Raw genomic sequence first — 20,112 nt, forward strand, 5'->3', positions numbered from 1 at the left:
GATCCCGGCCCCGAACCTGAACCCTGCCCCGAACCAATTCGACGGTGATTTTGCTCCCACGGGCCGGTTTCGGCCCGAAATCACCGTTTCAACGCAAAATCTCCGTCGAATTCGCACACCGAGCGCACAGAAGCGGAGCAGACGGATGCGCGAAGATGGAGGGGTGACTCAACTCCATGACCTTTCTTCGCGCGGGTTCGCATCCGACAACTACTCCGGGGTGCACCCCGAGATTCTCGAGGCGATCGTCGCCGCCAACGGCGCGCACCAGATCGCCTACGGCGAAGACGTCTACACTGCCCGGCTGCAGCAGGTCTTCACCGAACACTTCGGCGCGGGCGTCGAAGCCTTCCCGGTCTTCAACGGCACCGGCGCCAATGTGATCGGCCTGCAGTCGATGCTGCCGCGCTGGGGCGCCGTGATCTGCGCATCCACCGCTCATATCAACACGGATGAGGCGGGCGCCCCCGAAAAGGTGGCCGGCATCAAGCTCCTCACCGTCGACACCCCCGACGGCAAACTCACCCCCGCACTGATCGACCAGCAGGCCTGGGGCTGGGGCGACGAACACCGCGCCCAACCGCTCGTGGTGTCGATCACCCAGACCACCGAGCTCGGCACCGCGTACACGGTCGACGAGGTGCGGGCCATCGCCGACCACGCACACGCCCACGGCATGAAGCTGCACATGGACGGCGCCCGCCTGTCCAACGCCGCCACCTCGCTGGGCCTGCCGTTCCGCACCTTCACCCGTGACGCCGGCGTCGACGTGCTCAGCTTCGGCGGCACCAAGAACGGCATGATGTACGGCGAGTGCGTCGTGGTCCTGAACCCTGAGGCATCCGCGGGCCTGCTTTACCTGCGCAAACTGAACATGCAGCTGGCCTCGAAGATGCGCTTCATCTCGGCCCAGCTGATCGCGCTGCTCGGCGGCGACCTCTGGCAGCGAAACGCCGGCCACGCCAACGCCATGGCCACACGGATGCGCCACGCCCTCGAGACCGGTATCGCCGCCGGCGAGATCGAGGGCTTGTCCTTCACCCAGAACACCCAGGCCAACGCGATCTTCGCGATCCTGCCCCCCGGCGTGGCCGATCGCCTGCGCGGGCACTTCCGGTTCTACGATTGGGACCCCGCGACCAACGAGGTGCGCTGGATGTGCGGCTTCGACACCGAGGAGGCCGACATCGACGCATTCGTCGCGGCCCTGATCAGAGAACTGGCCGCCCGATGAACGTCTTCGAGAATAAACCCTGGCTCGGCTCCTACGCCCCCGGCGTTCCGAGTACCATCCAGGAACCGACCGACACGCTCTCCGACATGATCGAGACCTCGGCGCGCCGGTTCGGCCCCAGCGTGGCCCTCGATTTCTTCGGCGCCACCACCACCTACGCCGAGCTCGGCGAGCAGATCTCTCGGGCCGCAAACGGCCTCCTGCGCCTCGGCGTCAAACCCGGCGACCGGGTGGCCCTTGTGCTGCCGAACTGCCCTCAGCACGTGGTGGCTTTCTACGCCGTGCTACGCCTGGGCGCGATCGTCGTCGAGCACAACCCGCTCTACACCGAACGCGAACTCCGACACCAGTTCGAAGACCACGGCGCCCGCGTCGCCATCGTTTGGGACAAGATCTACCAGACCGTCACCGATTTCCCCGCCGACCTCGGCCTGCGCACCGTGATCGCGGTGAACCTGACGGAAGCGATGCCGCTCGCCAAGCGGCTCCTGCTCAAGCTGCCGATCGCTAAAGCCCGCGAGTCGCGAGACGCCCTGACCTCGGGCCCGCTGGGCAAGGATGCCTTCACCTGGTCCGGCATCGTCGGCTCACGCAAGCTGCGCCCCGGCCACCCGCGCCCGAAGGTCACCGACACCGCCGCGCTCCAATACACCAGCGGCACCACCGGCACCCCGAAGGGTGCCATCCTCAGCCACTTCAACCTGCGCTCGAACGCCCTGCAGGGCGAGGCCTGGGTGCAGGGGCTGCGCCCTGGCGAGGAGGTCTTCTACGCGGTCCTGCCCATGTTCCACGCCTACGGCCTGACCCTCTGTCTGACGTTCGCGATGGCCACCGGCGCCCGGCTCGTGCTGTTCCCCAAGTTCGACGAGGGACTGCTGCTCGATGCGGCCCGGCGCACCCCACCCACATTCATGCCGGCCGTCCCGCCGATCTACGACCGGCTCGTGAAGGCCGCGACGGCGAAGAATGTAAGCCTGCGCAGCATCCGTTACGCCATCTCGGGCGCGATGAGCCTGCCGGTGTCGATCGTGGAACGCTGGGAGGCCGCCACCGGCGGGCTGTTGGTCGAGGGCTACGGCATGACCGAGGCCTCGCCGATCGCCGTCGGCAACCCGATGGGCCCGAGCCGGCGCCCCGGCACGGTGGGCGTGCCGTTCCCGAGCACCGAGATCCGCGTGGTGGACCCGGACGACCCGACCGTGAACCGCGGGATCGAAGAGGAAGGTGAGCTACTCATCCGTGGCCCACAGGTCTCTTCCGGCTACTGGGACCAGCCGACCGAGACCGCCAAGACGCTTCTCGACGGAGGCTGGCTGCGCACCGGCGACATCGTCCGCGTCTCCTCCGACGGCTTCGTCACGGTCGTCGACCGTATCAAAGAACTCATCATCACCGGCGGCTTCAATGTGGCGCCCTCCGAGGTCGAGGCCGCTCTTTTGTCGCATCCGGATGTCGCCGACGCCGCCGTCGTCGGGCTGCCGAGCGCGAACGGCGGCGAAGACGTCGCCGCCGCGGTCGTGTTGGCGGCGGGGGCCACCCTCGACGTCGACGCCATCCGCACGTATTGCCGCACCCGGCTCTCCGCCTACAAGGTGCCCCGCACCGTCGTGGAGGTCGACGAGCTGCCCCGGTCGCTGATCGGCAAGGTGCTGCGCCGCGAGGTGCGAGCCGGCTTGATCAAGGAGTAGCCGCGAGAGCGGGTAGAGCGTCGGTTTCGACGCCGCATTCCGACGCTTACCCGCTCGTGAGATGCTTCGGCGATGCGTATACCGCAGCGGCAGGTGGTAGCGGAATAGTGTGCCGCCGCCCGCGTTGGAGTGGATGGGTCAGCGTTGCCCCGCCATCCCAGCCAGACTCCGGCAAAAGATGGGCCCACGAACCTCATCACCAACACCCTCAGCCGCGGCGCCCACACGGCGTCGCCCCTCCTCCCCGTGCTCGCCGGGCGCTGGAGCCCCCGCGGCTTCTGCCCGACGGCCCTCGTTGACGAAGCCACTCTGACCACCGTGCTCGAGGCCGCCCGTTGGGCTCCCTCGGCCAGCAATATGCAGCCGACCCGCTTCATCGTCGCCCGCCGCGGCTCGGACAGCTTCACGAAGATCCATGAGACGCTGATGGGCTTCAACAAGGCGGGGGCGAATGCCGCCTCCGTGCTGATCGTCAACGTCGCCACCCTGCCGATCGACGTGACCCGCGAGAACCCGTGGGCCCGCTACGACCTGGGTCAGGCCGTCGCCCATCTGACGATCCAGGCCCAGCACGAGGGACTGCACACCCACCAGCTCGGCGGCTTCGACGGCACCGCCCTCGGCGTGCTCGGCGACGTCTCCCTGCTCTCCCCCGAGCTACTCGAACGCGAGTCCGCCCCGCGCACCCGCAAGCCTCTCGTCGAGCTTCTCCTGGTCAACGACTGGTCAACAACTGGTCAACAACTAGTCAACGACCAGCAGCAAGAGCCCGCCCCGACACAGTAACTCCACAGCCCCGTCAGGTACAAACATGATTCGACTATTTTTCCCGGCAACGCGCCCGGCTGCTCCCAGCAGTGAACACCGGTGGAGACCACGATGACCGAACACACCCCAAATCACTTTGATGTCGTCATCATCGGCGCGGGGCCGGCGGGAACGGCCGCGGCGCTCCGTGCCGCCGAACTGGGAGCCCGGGTCGCCGTGGCGGAGGCCGACCAGCTCGGCGGGACCTGCGTGAACACGGGGTGCGTGCCGACGAGGGTGCTCGCCAAGGCGGCGCGCCTGATGCGCGAGGTGCGCGCGGCAGATACCTACGGGATCGTAGTCAACGACCCCGTCATCGACTGGGCCACCATGGGAGACCGGGTGCAGTCGCGGGTGAACAAGGTGCGCTCGATCAAGAGCGAGGCCGAGAGGTTCGCGGCCGCCGGAATCGAACTGGTTCTGGAAGGTCGGGCGCGATTCATCGACCCGCATTCCGTGGTCCTGGACACCGGCCGCATCCTCACCGCCGCCACGTTCCTGGTCTGCGTCGGCGGGCATTCTCGGCGACTCGCCGTGCCGGGGGCGCACTTGGCGACGGTCCCGGAAGACATTCTGAAGCTGCCGTCGCTGCCCCGACGGGTAGCCGTGATCGGCGCCGGAAACACCGGCGCCCAGTTGGTCACGGTGTTCAGCTCCTTCGGCTCCGACGTGACCGTGCTCGATGTGGCACCACGCATCCTGATGGCGTCGGATTCTGACATCTCCGCCACGGTCTCGGCGGCGTTCCGCGAGCAGGGCGTGGCCGTGCACACGGGCATCGAAGCGGTGACGGCGATCGAGCCGGACGCCGACGGAACCCTCACCCTGTCCTGGCGCGAAAAAGGAACGGAACAGTCTTCCGCCTTCGACGCCGTCATTATGTCCACCGGTTGGCCGGCGGATGTCGACGACCTCGGGCTCGACCGGGCTGGCATCACCATCGAACGTTCCGCCATCCCGGTGGACCAGTACTTCCGGAGTGTCGTGCCCCATATTTTCGCGGTCGGCGACGCGAACGGCCGGGACATGCTCGTACAGGCGGCCCAATTCGAGGGCGAGGCCGCGGCCGAGAACGCGGTGCTGGGCGCCAATCGCAGAACGCCGCACCACCTGCTCCCGGCCGGCGGTTTCACCGACCCCGACTACGCGGGCGTGGGCTTCACCGAGGAGGAGGCCAGGGCTCGCGACCCGCACTGCGTCGTCGCGACAGTGCCCTACGCCGAACTCGACCGCGCTGTGATCGACGGCCGGGAACCTGGCTTCCTCAAGCTGATCGCCGACCGGCGGCGGGAGCTGATCCTCGGCGCCCATGCCACCGGGGAGAACGCGGTCGAAGTGATCCAATCCGTGACGACGGCGATGGCCGCCGGCGTCGACGTCGCCACTCTGGCCCGGGTGCGCTTCGCCTACCCCACCTACAGTGCCGTCATCGGCCTCACGGCCCGTCGACTACTGCTGGAAGCGCCGAAGCCGGCCGCGGTGATCCTGCCCGTCGCGGTGATCGAGCCCGTCGAGATCTCCCTCCCGACACGTGTGATCTCCGTGCCTACGGGAGCAGCATCACCTTGATGGCGCGGCGCTCGTCCATGGCGGCGTAGGCCTCGGCAACCTCGGCCAGCGGCAGCTGCAGGTCGAACACGCGGCCGGGGTTGATGGCACCCGAGAGCACTTCCGGCAGCAACTCTTCGACGTAGCCGCGCACGGATGCGACGCCGCCGTTCAGGCCCACGTTCCGCCCGAACAGCGGGCTAACCTCGATCGGTCCGCCGGTGGGCACGCCCACGTAGCCGACCATTCCGCCGGGACGGGCCGACGCGATGGCCTGCTCCATCGACTCCTTGGTGCCGACGCACTCGAGCACGCAGTCCGCGCCGATGCCGTCGAACAGCTCACGGATGCGGGCCACGCCGGCCCCGCCGCGCTCCTCGACGATCTCGGTCGCGCCGAACTCGCGGGCCACGATCTGCCGTTCGGGGTGACGCGACATGGCCACGATCCGGGAGGCCCCGAGCCGCTTGGCCGCGATGATGGCGCAGAGGCCGACCGCGCCGTCGCCGACGACGACGACCGTGCTGCCCGCGGTCACACCGGCGGAGACCGCGGCGTGGTGGCCGGTGCCCATGACGTCGGCGAGGGTCAGGAGACCGGGAACCTGGGCATCGGTGGGCACGGTCGGCGTCGCAACGAGCGACCCGTCGGCGTGCGGCACGCGCACTTTCTCGCCCTGGGCGCCGTCGGCGAAGCCGCCGAGCTGGTCGTCCGAGCCCCACCAGCCGCCATTCAGGCAGGAGGTGCTGGTGCCGTTCTGGCAGTTGATGCACGTGTTATCGCAGTCGTAGAACGGCGCGATGACGAAGTCGCCGACCTTGACACGGCTGACGTCGGCGCCGATTTCCTCGACGATGCCGACGAACTCGTGGCCGATTCGTTTCGGCTCCTCGGTGGGATGGATGCCGCGGTAGGGCCAGAGATCTGAGCCGCAGACGCAGGCTGCGACGACGCGCACGATGGCGTCACCGCCGGTGGAGAGAATCGGATCGGATACTTCTTCGAGGCGGATGTCCCGTTCCCCGTAAATCACTGTTGCACGCATGCTTCGACCCTATGCCAGCCCCCCTGACCGTCACCGGGGCAGGGGGCCCGTTCCGTCGTATTCCCGCCGAATTCCGCTAAACGCGAAATCCGGCGACGGACAGAACTACAGCAGCGCGTCGTCGTCGAGGTCGGCCGGGTCCACGACCAGCAACGGGGCGGATGCGACGCTGAGCGATTCCCCGTCCGGCGCCAGGTCCACCCGCACCGTCTCGCCGTCCCGCACGGCGCCCGACAGGATCGCGGTCGCCAACCTGTCGTCGATCTCGGTCTGCATCAACCGCCGCAGCGGGCGCGCACCGTAGATCGGGTCATAGCCGCGTTCCGCCAGCCAGGTGCGGGCATCCGGGGTCACGCCCAGCTCGAGCCGCCGCTCGATCAGCCGCTTTTCCAACCGGTCAACGAGCAGCCCGACGATCTGGCCGAGGTCCTCCATCGACAGCGATTCGAACACGACGATGTCGTCGAGACGGTTGACGAACTCGGGCTTGAACGTCTTGCGCACGAGTGCCTGCACGGCCGCCTCCTTCTCGTCCCGGCTGAGCACCGGGTCGATCAGGAACGCCGACCCGAGGTTCGAGGTCAGCACCAGGATCGTGTTGCGGAAGTCCACGGTGCGGCCCTGGCCATCCGTGAGCCGGCCGTCGTCGAGCACCTGCAGCAAGACATCGAAGACCTCCGGATGCGCCTTCTCCACCTCGTCGAACAAAATCACCGAATACGGGCGGCGGCGCACGGCCTCGGTCAGCTGCCCGCCCTGCTCGTAGCCGATATAGCCGGGAGGAGCCCCGACCAGACGGGACACGGAAAACTTTTCCCCGTACTCGCTCATGTCGATGCGCACCATCGCCTTTTCGTCGTCGAAGAGGAACTCGGCGAGCGCCTTCGCCAGCTCCGTCTTGCCCACGCCGGTCGGCCCGAGGAAGAGGAACGAACCGGTCGGCCGGTCCGGGTCGGAGATGCCGGCCCGGCTGCGGCGCACGGCGTCGGCGACCGCGCGCACGGCCTGCTTCTGCCCGACCAAGCGGTGCCCGAGCTCACCCTCGAGGTTCAGCAGCTTCTCCGTCTCGCCCTGCAGCAGCCGCCCTACCGGGATGCCGGTCCACATCGCGACCACGGCGGCGATGTCCTCCGCGGTGACCTGGTCACCGACCATCCGCGGCCCATCCTGCTCGGTCTGCTCCGCTTCGGCGAGTTCCCGTTCGATCACCGGGATGTCGCCGTAGAGCAGCCTGGACGCCTTCTCCAGGTTGCCCTCGCGCTCGGCCACCTCGGCCTGGCTGCGGGTGCTCACCAAGCGCTTCCTCAGATCGCCGATCCGGTTGAGCGAGGAACGCTCCTTGTCCCAGCGGTCCTGCAGTTCAGCAAGGGCCACCGTGTATTCGGCAAGGTCAGCACGCAACTTCCCCAGGCGAGCCTTAGAGGCGTCGTCCTTCTCTTTTTTCAGCGCGAGCTCTTCCAACTCCAGCCTCTGCACCCTGCGACGCAGTTCGTCGATTTCCACGGGAGCGGAGTCGATCTCCATCCGCAGCCGGCTGGCCGCCTCGTCGATCAGGTCGATGGCCTTGTCCGGCAGCTGGCGGGCGGTGATGTACCGGTTGGAGAGGGAGACCGCGGCCACCAGCGCCGAGTCCGCGATCGACACCTTATGGTGGGCCTCGTAGCGCTCCTTGAGCCCGCGCAGGATGGCCACAGTGTCTTCCGCACTGGGCTCGTCGACCAGCACCGGTTGGAACCGGCGCTCGAGGGCGGCATCCTTCTCGATGAATTCGCGGTACTCGTTGAGCGTGGTCGCACCGATCAGGCGCAACTCGCCGCGGGCGAGCATGGGCTTGAGCATGTTGGAGGCCGCCACGGACCCTTCGCCGCCGCCGGCACCCATCAGGGTGTGCAGCTCGTCGACGAAGGTAATGATCTGCCCCTGCGCGTCGTTGATTTCCTTGAGCACGGCCTTGAGCCGCTCCTCGAACTCGCCGCGATACTTGGCCCCCGCCACCAGGGCCGCCAGGTCGAGGGAGACCAGCTGCTTGCCCTTGAGGGAGTCGGCCACATCGCCGGCCACGATGCGCTGGGCCAGTCCCTCCACAACGGCGGTCTTGCCCACGCCGGGTTCACCGATCAGCACCGGGTTGTTCTTGGTGCGGCGGGTGAGTACCTGACTGACCCGCCGAATCTCCGCGTCCCGCCCGATCACCGGGTCAAGCTTGCCGGTCCGGGCGATCTCGGTGAGGTTGACACCGTACTGCTCCAACGCCGTCTTCGCTTCTTCCTGGGGCGGTTGCTGACCTGCTTGCATCGGAAGATCCTCTCTCGGGCCGGCCGCTCTCGTCGCAGGTCGGCAAAAAGCTGAGCCTGTTGGACTCAAGTTTAGGGGACATCGAGAAAACGCGCCAGCGGTCCGGAGACAACTCGGCGGTGCTACGGCGGCAGCCCCATCACGACCCAGTTTTCGTCCGGGTATCCGAATTCCTCTGTCGGATGCCATACTTACCGAACAAAAGACCCGTTTCTACACTCAGCGCAGAGGATCAGGCCCGTGGCCACCCCCACCCTTAAAAACTTCATCAACGGCCGCTTTGTCACTCCCTCCGGCACCGAGCTGCTCGACATCGTCGATCCCACAACGGGACGCCGGGTTGCCCGGGCCCCGGTCTCCACCGCGGCCGACGTCGACGACGCGATGACCGCCGCGAAGACCGCCTTCCGCACCTGGGGCCGCACCACTCCCGCCGAGCGGCAGCGCGCGCTGCTGCGCCTCGCCGACGCGATCGATGCCGAGAGCGACGCCATCGTGGAGGCCCAGCACCGCAACACGGGCCAACCTCGCGCCACGATCGCCGTTGACGAGGTCGCGGCCGGCGCCGATCAGCTGCGCGCCGCGAACCGATCGGCGTGGTCGGGCAGGTCACCCCGTGGAACTTCCCCTTCCTGATGGCCATCTGGAAGATCGGCCCCGCGCTGGCGGCCGGCAACACCCTCGTGCTCAAGCCCAGCGACACCACCCCGGAGTCGACCCTCGAACTCGCCCGGATCAGCCAGGGCATCCTCCCCGACGGCGTGATGAACATCGTGCTCGGCAACGGCGGCACCGGGGCCGCGATCGTCGAGCATCCGGTACCCGGCCTGGTCTCGATCACTGGCAGCGTGCGGGCCGGTATGGCCGTCGCCGCCGGCGCCGCGAAGACGCTCAAGCGGGCCCATCTCGAGCTCGGCGGCAAGGCGCCGGCCCTGGTCTTCGCCGGCGTCGACGTCAGCGTGACCGCCGCCGCCATCGCCGACTTCTCCTTCTATAACGCCGGGCAGGACTGCACGGCCATCACGCGAGTGCTCGTGCACGAGTCCATCCATGACGAGTTCGTCGACGCACTCGTCGCCGAGGCCCGCAGCCGCACTACCGGGTCGGCCGACGACGCCGACAACTACTTCGGGCCGCTCAACAACGTCAACCATTTCGGCGACGTCTCGCGCAAGGTCGCGGCCCTGCCCGACCACGCTGTCATTGCCACCGGCGGACACCAGGTCGGCACCGAGGGCTTCTTTTTCGAGCCCACAGTCGTCACGCAGGTGCGCCAAACGGATGCGATCGTGCAGGAGGAAACGTTCGGCCCGGTGATCACGGTGCAGCCCTTCACGTCGGAGGAGCACGCGGTCACGCTCGCGAACGATGTCAACTACGCGCTCGCCTCCAGCGTGTGGACCCTCGACCACGCCACGGCCATGCGGGTCTCCCGCGACCTCGACTTCGGCGCGGTGTGGATCAACACCCATCTCCTGCTGACCGCCGAGATGCCACACGGCGGTTTCAAGCAGTCCGGATACGGCAAAGACCTGTCGATGTACGGCGTCGAGGACTACACCCGGATCAAGCACGTGATGAGCGCGCTGGAATAAACACGGGTCTCGACAGGCTCGACCACCGCCAGGCTCGACCACCGCCAACGAGAACAGAGGCCCCTCGATGACTTTCCACCCGCTCGACCCGCTCTCCGCCGCTGAGTTCACCTCCGCCGTCGCCATCCTCGCCCGCGAGCGCGGCGTCGCCGACGGGTGGCGGTTCACCTCGATCGAGCTGGTCGAGCCGCCCCGGAGCGCCGTCGCCGAGTTCACAGCTACCAGCGCGGTTCCCGACCGACGCGCACGGCTGGTAGTGCTCCACCGCGCCGAGAACACCACCTGGGTGGGCGTCGTCTCGCTCACGACCGACGCCCTGCTCAAGTGGGAAACGGTGCCGGGGATGCAGGCGAACTTCACCGTCGACGAGTGGGAGGAAGCCGACGCCGCCCTTCGCGCCCACCCCGATGTGATCGCCACTCTCGCCCGCCGGGGCATCACCGACCTCGACCTGGTCTTCATCGACACCTGGACCTACGGCGACGCGGTAATCCCCGACCGGTATCGCGGCCGCCGCCTGGGCTGGTCAGACGTCTGGGTCCGGGCGTCCACCGACGCCAACCCCTATGCGGGACCGGTCAGCGGCCTGCACTTCGTGCTCGACGTCAACACCATGGAACTGCTCGAGGTGGAGGACTCGTTCACGGTCGAACCGCCGGCGGGAATGGGCGAATACGTGCCGCACCTGGTGCCCCGGCGCATCCGGGATCGAAGCCCGCGCCCGCCGCTCACCCCGCTCGACATCGGGCAGCCCGACGGCCCGAGCTTCACGCTCGACGGCAACCTGATCGAGTGGCAGAACTGGTCGCTCCGGGTGGGCTTCAACTACCGCGAGGGCATGACCCTGCATACCGTGGGCTACCGGGACGGCGGCCGGGTGCGGCCCATCGCCAACCGGTTGTCGTTCGCGGAGATGGTCGTGCCCTACCGCGACCCCAGCGTCGACCATTTCCGTCGCACCGCCTTCGACATCGGCGAGTGGGGCCTCGGCTTCATGACCACCTCGCTCGAGCTCGGCTGCGACTGCCTCGGCGAAATCCGCTACCTCGATGCCGTGCTGCACAACAGCAAGGGCGAGCCGTACAGCATCCCGAACGCGTTCTGCATCCACGAGGAAGACAACGCGGTGCTCTGGAAGCACGTCGACCACAACGGCAGTGCCGAGGTGCGCCGGATGCGCCGGCTCGTCGTGTCCTTCCACGTCACGGTAGCGAACTACGAGTACCTCGTCTATTGGCGCTTCTACCAGGACGGCAACATGGAATGCGAGGTGCGCGCCACCGGGATCATGGTGGTGACGCACCTCGACGAGGGCCAGCCGCACCCCAACGGAACCCTGGTCGACACGCGCACCTACGCGCCGTTCCACCAGCACTTCATCGTGGCCCGGATGGACCTCGACGTCGACGGCCGCGAGAACACGGTGTTCCGCACCGAGACGCAGGCCGAGCCGATCAGCGCCGCAAACCCGCTCGGCCTCGCGATCACCCAGCTGAACACCCCGATCGAGACCGAGGGGTTCGACGACTACAACTGGGACACCCAACGGGCCTGGAAGGTCGTGAACGAGAACTCGCTCAACGGCCTCGGCACCCCCGTGTCCTACAAGCTGGTGCCCGGCGGAGCCATCCCGTCCTTCTTCGACCAGGCGGCGCCTGCCCTCCAACGCGCCCAGGTGATCGGGCACACGGTCTGGGTCACCCCGAACGACGAGTCCGAACGCTGGCCGTGCGGCGAGTTCGTCAACCAGAGCGCGGTCGACCACGGCCTGCCCGAGTGGATCCAGGCTCGCCGGCCGGTGCGGAACGCCGATATCGTGCTCTGGTACGTCTTCGGTATCCACCACATCACCCGACCGGAAGAGTGGCCGATCATGCCGGTCGACACCGTGTCGTTCTGGCTCAAGCCGGTCGGCTTCTTCGACCGCAATCCGTCGCTCGACGTGGAACGCAGCCCGGCGCACTGTGCGCCGGGCGAGCACGCCGAGCAGGACCATGAACATGACCAGCCCGCCCATAATCCACAGCACTATGACCACTGAGTGCGACACCCGTCGCGAACCGAGGGAGAAACCAGCGTGACCCGAGTAGCCAACTACGTCATCGCATACGAAGCGACCGAACGGGGCAATGACACCGTCGAGCTGGGTGTCGCGCTGGCGCGCCTGACCCGCTCCGAGCTGCGTCTGTGTCTTGTGCTTCCGCATCATTCATCCACCGTCCCGGCCCGGGTCGGTGCTTCCACCTCCCCCGACTACCAGGCTCTGCTCGAGGAGCAGGCCCTCGAATGGCTGGAACAGGGCAAGGCCCTGGTTCCCGATGACGTGGTCGCCTCCACGCATCTCTTCTACGCCGACTCCACCACGGAAGGGCTGCTCCAGGCCGCTCGCGCGTTCGACTCGGACCGCATCGTCGTCGGGGCCTCACGCCGCGGCCTGATGAACCGATTCACGATCGGCAGCGTGGCCAACGCGCTCCTGCACGCCTCGCCGGCGCCCGTCGCCCTCGCGCCCCGCGGCTACAAGGCTCCCGCACAGCTGACCCGGATCACCTGCGCCATCGGCACCCGGCCGGGCTGGAAGACGCTGCTCGACTCTCTGGTGGCCTTCTCGGCGGACCTCACGGTCGACCTGCGTTTCGTCACGCTCGTGGAGGTCGACGCCGGTCGTCGGCACCCGGTCGACGAGAGCGAGAGCCAGGCCCACCTCGACGGCGTCCTGGAGTACTTCCAGAGTCGGTCGAAGGCGCGCGGCACCATCACCACCGAGGTCGCGTCCGGGCACACCGTCGAGGCCGCCGTCGAGGCCCTCGACTGGCAGCCGTTCGAAATCGCCTTCGTCGGCTCCAGCCGGCTGGCTCAGCCCACCACGATTTTCCTCGGCATCACTGCACACCGCATGCTGCACGCGCTCCCCGTTCCCCTCATCGTGGTCCCCACCGGCACTGACGCCCGTAAGCCGCACTGACCCTAAGGACAGTCCATGACTAGCCAACATCCCTCCTCGGGCTCCACGCCCGGCACCTCCACCCTCACCGGCGGCCTTTCCGAGAAGGGCCTCAGCGCTGGCTCCATCGGGCTTCTCGGCGCCACGGTCATCGGCATCTCGTGCATCGCGCCGGCGTACACCCTGACGGCCTCCCTCGGCCCGACGGTCGCGGCCGTCGGCACCCAGATGCCGGGCATCTTCCTGGTCGGGTTCATCCCCATGCTGCTGGTGGCGCTCGGTTACCGCGAGCTCAACAACGCCATGCCGGATGCCGGCACCTCCTTCACGTGGGCCACCCGCGCCTTCGGGCCGTGGCTCGGCTGGATGGGCGGCTGGGGTCTGATCGTCGCGACGGTGGTCGTGCTCTCCAACCTCGCCGGAGTCGCCGTCGACTTCTTCTATCTGATGCTCGCCCAGCTTCTCGGCAACCCGAGCCTCGCCGACCGGACGAACAATGTTGTGATCAACGTGCTCACCTGTCTGGTGTTCATGGTGGCGGCCTGTTATGTCTCGTACCGCGGCATGGAGACCACGAAGGCCGTGCAGTACGTGCTCGTGGCCTTCCAGCTGATCGTGCTGGTCTGGTTCAGCGTCGCCGCCCTGCTGCAGGTCGTAGAAGGCACCGCCTTCGATGCCCTTGCGTTCAGCGCCGACTGGTTCAACCCGTTCCTCGCCCCTTCGTTCTCGGCCTTCGCGGCCGGGGTCTCGCTCTCGATCTTCATCTTCTGGGGCTGGGACGTCACCCTGACCATGAACGAGGAGACCAAGAACCCGAAGACAACCCCCGGGCGTGCGGCGACGTTGACCGTGGGCATCATCTTCGCGCTCTACATCCTCGTGGCGGTCGCCGCCCTGATGTTCTCCGGCATCGGCGCCGGCGAATTCGGACTCGGCAATGAGGAGATCCAGGGCAACGTGTTCGCCGCCCTCGCCGGACCGGTGATGGGTCCCTTCGCCATCCTGATGTCGCTGGCCGTGTTGTCCAGCTCGGCCGCGTCGCTGCAGTCGACCTTCGTCGGGCCGGCACGCACCATGCTATCGATGGGCCACTACAAAGCGTTCCCGAAGCGGTTCGCCTCAATCAGCCCGCGCTACAAGTCCCCGGCCTTCGCCACCGTAATGGCAGGAATCGTGGCCTGGGGCTTCTACGCGATCATGCGCGTGCTCAGCACCGATGTGCTCACCGACACGATCCTGACCCTGGGCATGATGATCTGCTTCTACTACGGGGTCACCGCGTTTGCCTGCGTCTGGTATTTCCGCGACTCGCTGAACGGGCCCCGGGCCATCCTGCTCAAACTCCTGGCGCCGCTGATCGGCGGGGTCATCCTGCTGGTCATCTTCGCAACCACTCTCTACGACAGCATGAACCCCGACTACGGCAGCGGATCGAACATCGGCGGGGTCGGGCTCGTGTTCATCCTCGCGATGGTGCTGTTCATCGGCGGCCTCGTGCTGATGCTGATCCAGCGCAGCGTCAACCCTGCCTTCTTCCAGGGAAAGACGTTGACGAAGGGGTCCTCGAAGGAACACGGGCACGTCGAGTAGCCCCCTGATGCGCCCGGCCGGGCACGGCCGGCCGGGCTGGGGCATGGAAGAATGGTTCCCGCCATGGCCCACACGTTCAGCTCCCACGACATCGCGCTCCTTGTGGGCAGCCAGGCGTTCTCACGCGGCGAACGCTACGCCCGCAACGGCCACGTTGATGCCGAGACCTGGTTCGGCTCGAACACCCAGCTCTTCGGCATGGTGCGCGGTTCTCACCCGACGCCCTATTCGGTGACCGTCTCGTTCACCCTTGATTCCGCCGGCGCCGCGGTGCGGGCATCCGGCGTCTGCACCTGCCCGATGAAGCGCAACTGCAAGCATGTCGCCGCGCTGCTGATCGCGAGCCAGGGCGGCGCCGTGGGCCGCAGCCTCGGCGGAGTGCCGGGTGCCCCCGCCACCGCCCTGGGCCGCGAGCCCGGGTCGGCCGTCGGCACCGCCGGGTTCTCCGCACGGGCAGCGTGGCGAAGTACGCTGGCTCCTCTGGCGCGACCGGATTCCGCGCCGTCCGCAGACACCCGCCTCGCCCTCCAGTTCCAACTTCTCGCTCCCGAGCACGGGCGTTTCGCCAGTCAGCCGGGGCCGCGCCGGCTGGCGGCGCGGCCCGTGATGATGGGCAAGCAGGGCAAGTGGATCCGGGGCAGCGTCACCTGGGAGAACCTGACCACCGACGGGTCGCTCGACCGCGGCCAGCTGCGGGTGCTCTCGGCGCTCTACGCGCTGCAGTTCGCGGCCCGCCCGTACTACGCCACCTCCACCCAGTGGATTCCGGTCGACGCTTTCCCCGACCGAGCGCTCTGGGACCTGCTCGACGACGCGGCGAACGCCGGGCTCCCCCTGGTCTCCGCCACGGCGCAGCAGGATCCCGTGCTCGTCTCGCCCGTTCCTGCGTGCCTCGAGCTGGACATCCGTCGTGTGTCCGACGGCCTCACGCTGCGCCCCGTCCTGCTGCTGGGCGACGAGCCGCAGGCGCGCGGCACGTTCGGGTTCATCGGCAACCCCGCCCACGGCGTCTACACCTGGGCGGGCCAGTCCGGCAGCGATTCCCCGCAGATCACCCTCGCCCCGCTGTCGGGCGAGATCAGCCGGGAGCTGCGGGCCATGGCGGCCTCCGACACCATCGCGGTGCCCGGCGCGGACGAGGCCGACTTCCTGGCCGAGTTCTACCCGTTCCTTCGACACCGGGTCACCGTGACCAGCCGGGACGAGTCGTTCGCCCTGCCCGAGACCCCGCAGCCCGTGCTGGCCCTGACCGTCACGCACCAGATGGATGCCCGCATCACCCTGCACTGGGTGTGGCACTACCCGGAATACCACCAGCCACTCCGCCCGGTGCCGGACGATGACAGGTTTCGCGACGGCACCCGGGAGGGACAGATCCTGCACGACGTGCAGACGCTCCTCACCTCCGTGCCGGCCCTGGTAGGGCAGCAGAGCGGCCTGCCGGTACTGATCGAGCGCGCCACCCTGGCCGGCACCGCCATGCTCGGCTTCCTCGACTCCGTGGTGCCGACCCTGGCGGCCGCAGACCATGTCACCGTGCTGGTCGCCGGCGATGCCCCCGACTACCGCCAGGCCGACGAGGCGCCGGTGATCACCGTGGGCACCACCGAACGCCCGGATGACCGGGACTGGTTCGACCTGCAGGTGGCCGTCAGCATCGACGGCGAGGAGATCCCGTTCGACAGCCTGTTCCGGGCCCTGGCGGTCGGTCAGCAGCTGATGATCCTGCCCAGCGGCACCTGGTTCAATCTAGACCGCCCCGAACTGCACACGCTCCGCCGGCTGATCGAGGAGGCCCGAGGGCTGCAGGACGCCGGCGCCGAGTCCCTGGGGATCAGCCCGTTCCAGGCCGACCTCTGGGAGGAGCTGCAGTCCCTCGGGGTCGTCGCCGGCCAGGCGGCCGCGTGGCGCGACACCGTGTCCGGGCTCACCGACGTCGCCCAGATTCCGGAACAGCCGCTGCCGGCCGGGGTCGACGCCACCCTGCGCGGCTATCAGCAGGCCGGTTTCGAGTGGGTGAGCTTTCTCTACGACCATCAACTGGGAGGCATCCTCGCCGACGACATGGGCCTCGGCAAGACCCTGCAGGCCATCGCCCTGATGGAACGCGTGCGGGAGCAGCCGGGGCAGAGCGCGCCGTTCCTGGTCGTGGCACCCACCAGCGTGGTCTCCAACTGGGCGGCCGAGTGCGCCCGATTCGCGCCCGGCCTGCGGGTGGCCGCGATCACCGAGACCGCCGGCAAGCGCAGCAGCACTCTGGCCTCGCTGCACGCCGGCGCGGACGTCGTCGTCACCTCGTACACGCTATTCCGGCTGGACTTCGGCGACTACGAGGCCCTGGCCTGGTCCGGGCTGCTGCTCGACGAAGCCCAGTTCGTCAAGAACCGCAAGTCCCGCGCCCACCAGTGCGCCCGCCGCCTGGCCACCCCGTTCAAGCTCGCGATCACGGGCACGCCGCTGGAGAACAACCTGATGGAGTTCTGGTCGCTGCTCTCAATCACGGCACCGGGACTGTTCCCCAGCCCCGGCCGCTTCGGCGACTACTACCAGAAACCGATCGAGAAGGATGCCGACGGCGACCGGCTCGACCAGCTGCGCCGCCGCATCCGCCCGTTCATGCTGCGCCGCACGAAGGAGCAGGTGGCCGGCGACCTGCCCACCAAGCAGGAGCAGGTGCTTGAGCTCACGCTGCACCCGAAGCACCGCGCGGTCTACGACACCCACCTGCAGCGGGAACGGCAGAAGGTGCTCGGCCTGATCGACGACATGAACTCCAACCGTTTCGAGATCTTCCGCTCGCTCACCATGCTGCGCCAACTCAGCCTCGATGCCAGCCTCTACGACACGAAGTACGACGACATCCCGTCGACCAAGCTCGACGTGCTCCTCGAACTGCTGGAGGACGTCGTCGCCGGCGGGCATCGCACCCTCATTTTCAGCCAGTTCACAAAGTACCTGGGCAAGGCCCGCGCACGCCTCGACGCCGCGGGCATCAGCTATTCCTACCTCGACGGCAAGACCCGCAACCGGGCGCAGGTGATCGAGAGCTTCAAGGCCGGCGACAATTCGGTCTTCCTGATCAGCCTCAAGGCCGGGGGGTTCGGCCTGAACCTGACCGAGGCCGACTACGCCATCCTGCTCGACCCGTGGTGGAACCCGGCCACCGAGGCGCAGGCCGTGGACCGCATGCACCGGATCGGCCAGACGAAGAACGTCTTCGTCTACCGCCTGGTCTCCCGGGACACGATCGAGGAAAAGGTGATGGCCCTCAAGGCCACGAAGGCCCGCCTCTTCGAGAGCGTGATGACGGATGGCGCCGCGCGCGGGACCGCCCTGACGGCCGCCGACATCCGTGAGCTGCTCGCTTAGCCCACGCACCGGTACCCGCCCGCTGAGTCGCCCCCTGAGTCGCCCGCGCTGTCGCCCGCACGAGTGCCCGCCCCGGGCACGCGAGTAGGCTTTCAGCTGCCGGTCACGAGACCGCCGTCCCAGCAAGAGGTAGCCCATGCCGCAGCACCGCCCGTTCGCTCCCCTGGCCGAATCCACCGTGATCGGAGCCGAGGGCTGGCCGGCCGGGCTGGTCGCCGCCGTGCGCGCGTCGACCGAGGCGGCGGCACGCGCCACACTGCCCTGGGTGGGTCGCGGCGACAAGATCAACGCCGACCAGGCGGCCGTCGCCGCCATGCGTGCCGTTCTCCTGACCGCGCCTTTTCGCGGAACCGTGGTGATAGGCGAGGGCGAGAAGGACCAGGCCCCCATGCTTGCCAACGGGGAGCAGCTCGGCACGGGAAACGGACCGGACTGCGACATCGCAGTCGACCCGCTCGACGGCACGACCCTCGTCGCCCGGAACCTGCCCGGGGCGGTGTGCGTGATCGCCATCTCCCCCCGAGGCACGATGTTCGATCCCGCCGGTGTCTTCTACATGGAGAAGCTCATCTCAGGCCCAGCCGGTCACGGCGTGCTCGACCTGCACGCCTCCGCCACCCGCAACCTCCGTGCGTTCTCGCTCGCCAGCGGCATCCCCGAGACCGCGCTCACCGTCGCCGTGCTCGACAAACCGCGCCACGTCGAACTCATCCGCGAACTCGGGTGCGCCGGAGCACGCGTGCTCCGCACGGCCGAGGGTGACGTCTCCACGGCCATCGCCGCCGCATCGACGGATGCCGCGGTCGACCTCTCGATGGGAATCGGCGGTACCCCGGAAGGCGTCATCGCGGCCTGCGCCGTGCGCGCCCTCGGCGGCGTGATGCTCGGGCGGATGGCCCCGCAGAGTGAGCCCGAAGTGCGCGGCGCCCGGGCCGCGGGCCTCGACCTCGCCCGCATCTACGACGCAGCAGACCTGGTGGCGAGCAAGCACGTGCTTTTCGCGTCGTCCCCGGTCACCTGAGCCACCGCGCTCTGTTCCAAAAGTCGATCCGCCCGATGTTCGACCCGGTCGAGACCCGATTCATCTCCCGACCTCAGCCCGAGGCAGAATAGAACGGTGAGTTCCACAACTACCTTCGCCCTGATCCGCCACGGCCAGACCGACTGGAATGCCGCTCTGCGTATCCAGGGCCACTCCGACATCCCGCTCAATGACACCGGGCGTGGCCAGGCAGCGGATGCCGTCTGCCACCTGGCCGCACAGGAGTGGGACTTCGTCGTCTCCTCACCGTTCAGCCGCGCAGCCGAGACGGCCGATCTCATTGCCCTGGGCCTCGGCCTGACCGTCACGGATCGCATCCCAGGGATCGTCGAGCGCAACTACGGTCCCGCCGAGGGACTGGGCGCAGGCCCCGAGCTGGACGCGCTCCGCGTCCCCGGCGGCCCCACCGGAATCGGCGGCTTCCACGGCGCCGAAACCGAGGCCAGTGTCGCCGACCGCGGAGTCGAGGCCCTGCAGCTGCTGGCCCGCAACCACCCGGGTGCCCGCATCATCGTAGTCAGCCACGGAACACTGATCCGACTGACGCTGATGCAGGCGCTCGAGACGCCCGTCGACACGATCAGGAACGCCTCCCTCAACGTGGTCGTCCATGACCAGGCCGGCTGGACCCTCGACATCCTCAACGGCGAGCCCGTCCCCGCCGGCAACCTCCTCCCCATCAACTAGCAGCCGCCGGTCCCGCACCCCGCATGACTGCACCCGGAACGGGCCTACTCACCCTCGCTTAGCGACGGCAGGCCCCCTCGCGCGGGTGGCCCTCTGTCGTCGGTGCAGGTGTGCGCCCTCGCACCAGGGCCCGTGTGTGTGTGGCTAACTCAGGACATCTGTTGCCCGGAGTAGACGGCCGCCGCGGGTTAGTGCGGCATTGGTGCGGATGCCCGGCACGGCCCGGCTGGATCTCCTGAGTTGGCCAACGACCGCTGCTGGATGTGCG

At 68.2% G+C, this 20,112-nt stretch carries 12 protein-coding genes and 1 pseudogene; 11 read left to right on the forward strand and 2 right to left on the reverse strand.

Annotated elements, in window-relative coordinates; all coding sequences use genetic code 11:
• Window positions 1–163 precede the first annotated feature (163 nt).
• From E3O54_RS14880 to E3O54_RS14895, 4 genes are all read left to right on the forward strand, one after another.
• Window positions 164–1,234: a low specificity L-threonine aldolase gene (locus E3O54_RS14880; RefSeq protein ID WP_233191259.1), complete on the forward strand. Its 1,071-nt coding sequence runs from the start codon at window positions 164–166 to the stop codon at window positions 1,232–1,234.
• On the forward strand, window positions 1,231–2,922 hold the full coding sequence (locus E3O54_RS14885) for a long-chain-fatty-acid--CoA ligase (RefSeq protein ID WP_134374842.1): 1,692 nt from the start codon (window positions 1,231–1,233) through the stop codon (window positions 2,920–2,922). The genes E3O54_RS14880 and E3O54_RS14885 overlap by 4 nt, the downstream gene beginning before the upstream one ends.
• Window positions 2,923–3,066: 144 nt before the next feature.
• Window positions 3,067–3,708: a nitroreductase family protein gene (locus E3O54_RS14890; RefSeq protein ID WP_370248013.1), complete on the forward strand. Its 642-nt coding sequence runs from the start codon at window positions 3,067–3,069 to the stop codon at window positions 3,706–3,708.
• A gap of 93 nt (window positions 3,709–3,801) precedes the next feature.
• Window positions 3,802–5,298 (forward strand): NAD(P)/FAD-dependent oxidoreductase, encoded by a 1,497-nt coding sequence (locus E3O54_RS14895; RefSeq protein ID WP_134401930.1) that lies wholly within the window; start codon window positions 3,802–3,804, stop codon window positions 5,296–5,298.
• Here E3O54_RS14895 and E3O54_RS14900 read toward each other — a convergent pair.
• Together E3O54_RS14900 and E3O54_RS14905 are read right to left on the reverse strand one after the other, a co-directional pair.
• Window positions 5,276–6,322, reverse strand: a complete 1,047-nt coding sequence (locus tag E3O54_RS14900) for a zinc-dependent alcohol dehydrogenase family protein (protein WP_134401931.1) — start codon at window positions 6,320–6,322, stop codon at window positions 5,276–5,278. The two genes, E3O54_RS14895 and E3O54_RS14900, sit on opposite strands and share 23 nt — an antisense overlap.
• Window positions 6,323–6,427: 105 nt before the next feature.
• Window positions 6,428–8,617, reverse strand: coding sequence for an ATP-dependent Clp protease ATP-binding subunit (locus tag E3O54_RS14905; RefSeq protein WP_134343196.1), 2,190 nt, complete (start codon window positions 8,615–8,617; stop codon window positions 6,428–6,430).
• Window positions 8,618–8,857: 240 nt separating this feature from the next.
• Between E3O54_RS14905 and E3O54_RS14910 the strand changes: the two are divergent.
• The 7 genes and pseudogenes from E3O54_RS14910 (at window position 8,858) to E3O54_RS14940 (ending at window position 19,844) form a co-directional block, all read left to right on the forward strand.
• A pseudogene (locus tag E3O54_RS14910) lies at window positions 8,858–10,212 on the forward strand (aldehyde dehydrogenase family protein).
• A 67-nt stretch (window positions 10,213–10,279) separates the two neighbouring features.
• Window positions 10,280–12,253 (forward strand): primary-amine oxidase, encoded by a 1,974-nt coding sequence (locus E3O54_RS14915; protein ID WP_134401932.1) that lies wholly within the window; start codon window positions 10,280–10,282, stop codon window positions 12,251–12,253.
• A 36-nt stretch (window positions 12,254–12,289) separates the two neighbouring features.
• Window positions 12,290–13,177 carry a universal stress protein gene (locus tag E3O54_RS14920; RefSeq protein ID WP_241976927.1) on the forward strand — a complete coding sequence of 296 codons (888 nt, stop codon included), beginning with the start codon at window positions 12,290–12,292 and terminating at the stop codon, window positions 13,175–13,177.
• A 15-nt stretch (window positions 13,178–13,192) separates the two neighbouring features.
• The gene (locus E3O54_RS14925; protein ID WP_134401933.1) at window positions 13,193–14,746 is read left to right on the forward strand and encodes an APC family permease; all 1,554 of its coding nucleotides are present in this window, start codon (window positions 13,193–13,195) and stop codon (window positions 14,744–14,746) included.
• Between the two features lie 63 nt (window positions 14,747–14,809).
• Complete coding sequence (locus tag E3O54_RS14930; RefSeq protein WP_166805267.1) at window positions 14,810–18,115, forward strand: DEAD/DEAH box helicase; 3,306 nt, start codon at window positions 14,810–14,812, stop codon at window positions 18,113–18,115.
• A gap of 136 nt (window positions 18,116–18,251) precedes the next feature.
• Window positions 18,252–19,136: a fructose-bisphosphatase class II family protein gene (locus E3O54_RS14935; RefSeq protein WP_134401935.1), complete on the forward strand. Its 885-nt coding sequence runs from the start codon at window positions 18,252–18,254 to the stop codon at window positions 19,134–19,136.
• A 96-nt stretch (window positions 19,137–19,232) separates the two neighbouring features.
• Entirely contained in the window at window positions 19,233–19,844 is a 612-nt protein-coding gene (locus E3O54_RS14940; RefSeq protein ID WP_134401936.1) for a histidine phosphatase family protein, read from the forward strand.
• Window positions 19,845–20,112: the final 268 nt, after the last annotated feature.

The organism is Cryobacterium sp. TMT2-4, assembly GCF_004402575.1.
Lineage (GTDB): Bacteria > Actinomycetota > Actinomycetes > Actinomycetales > Microbacteriaceae > Cryobacterium > Cryobacterium sandaracinum.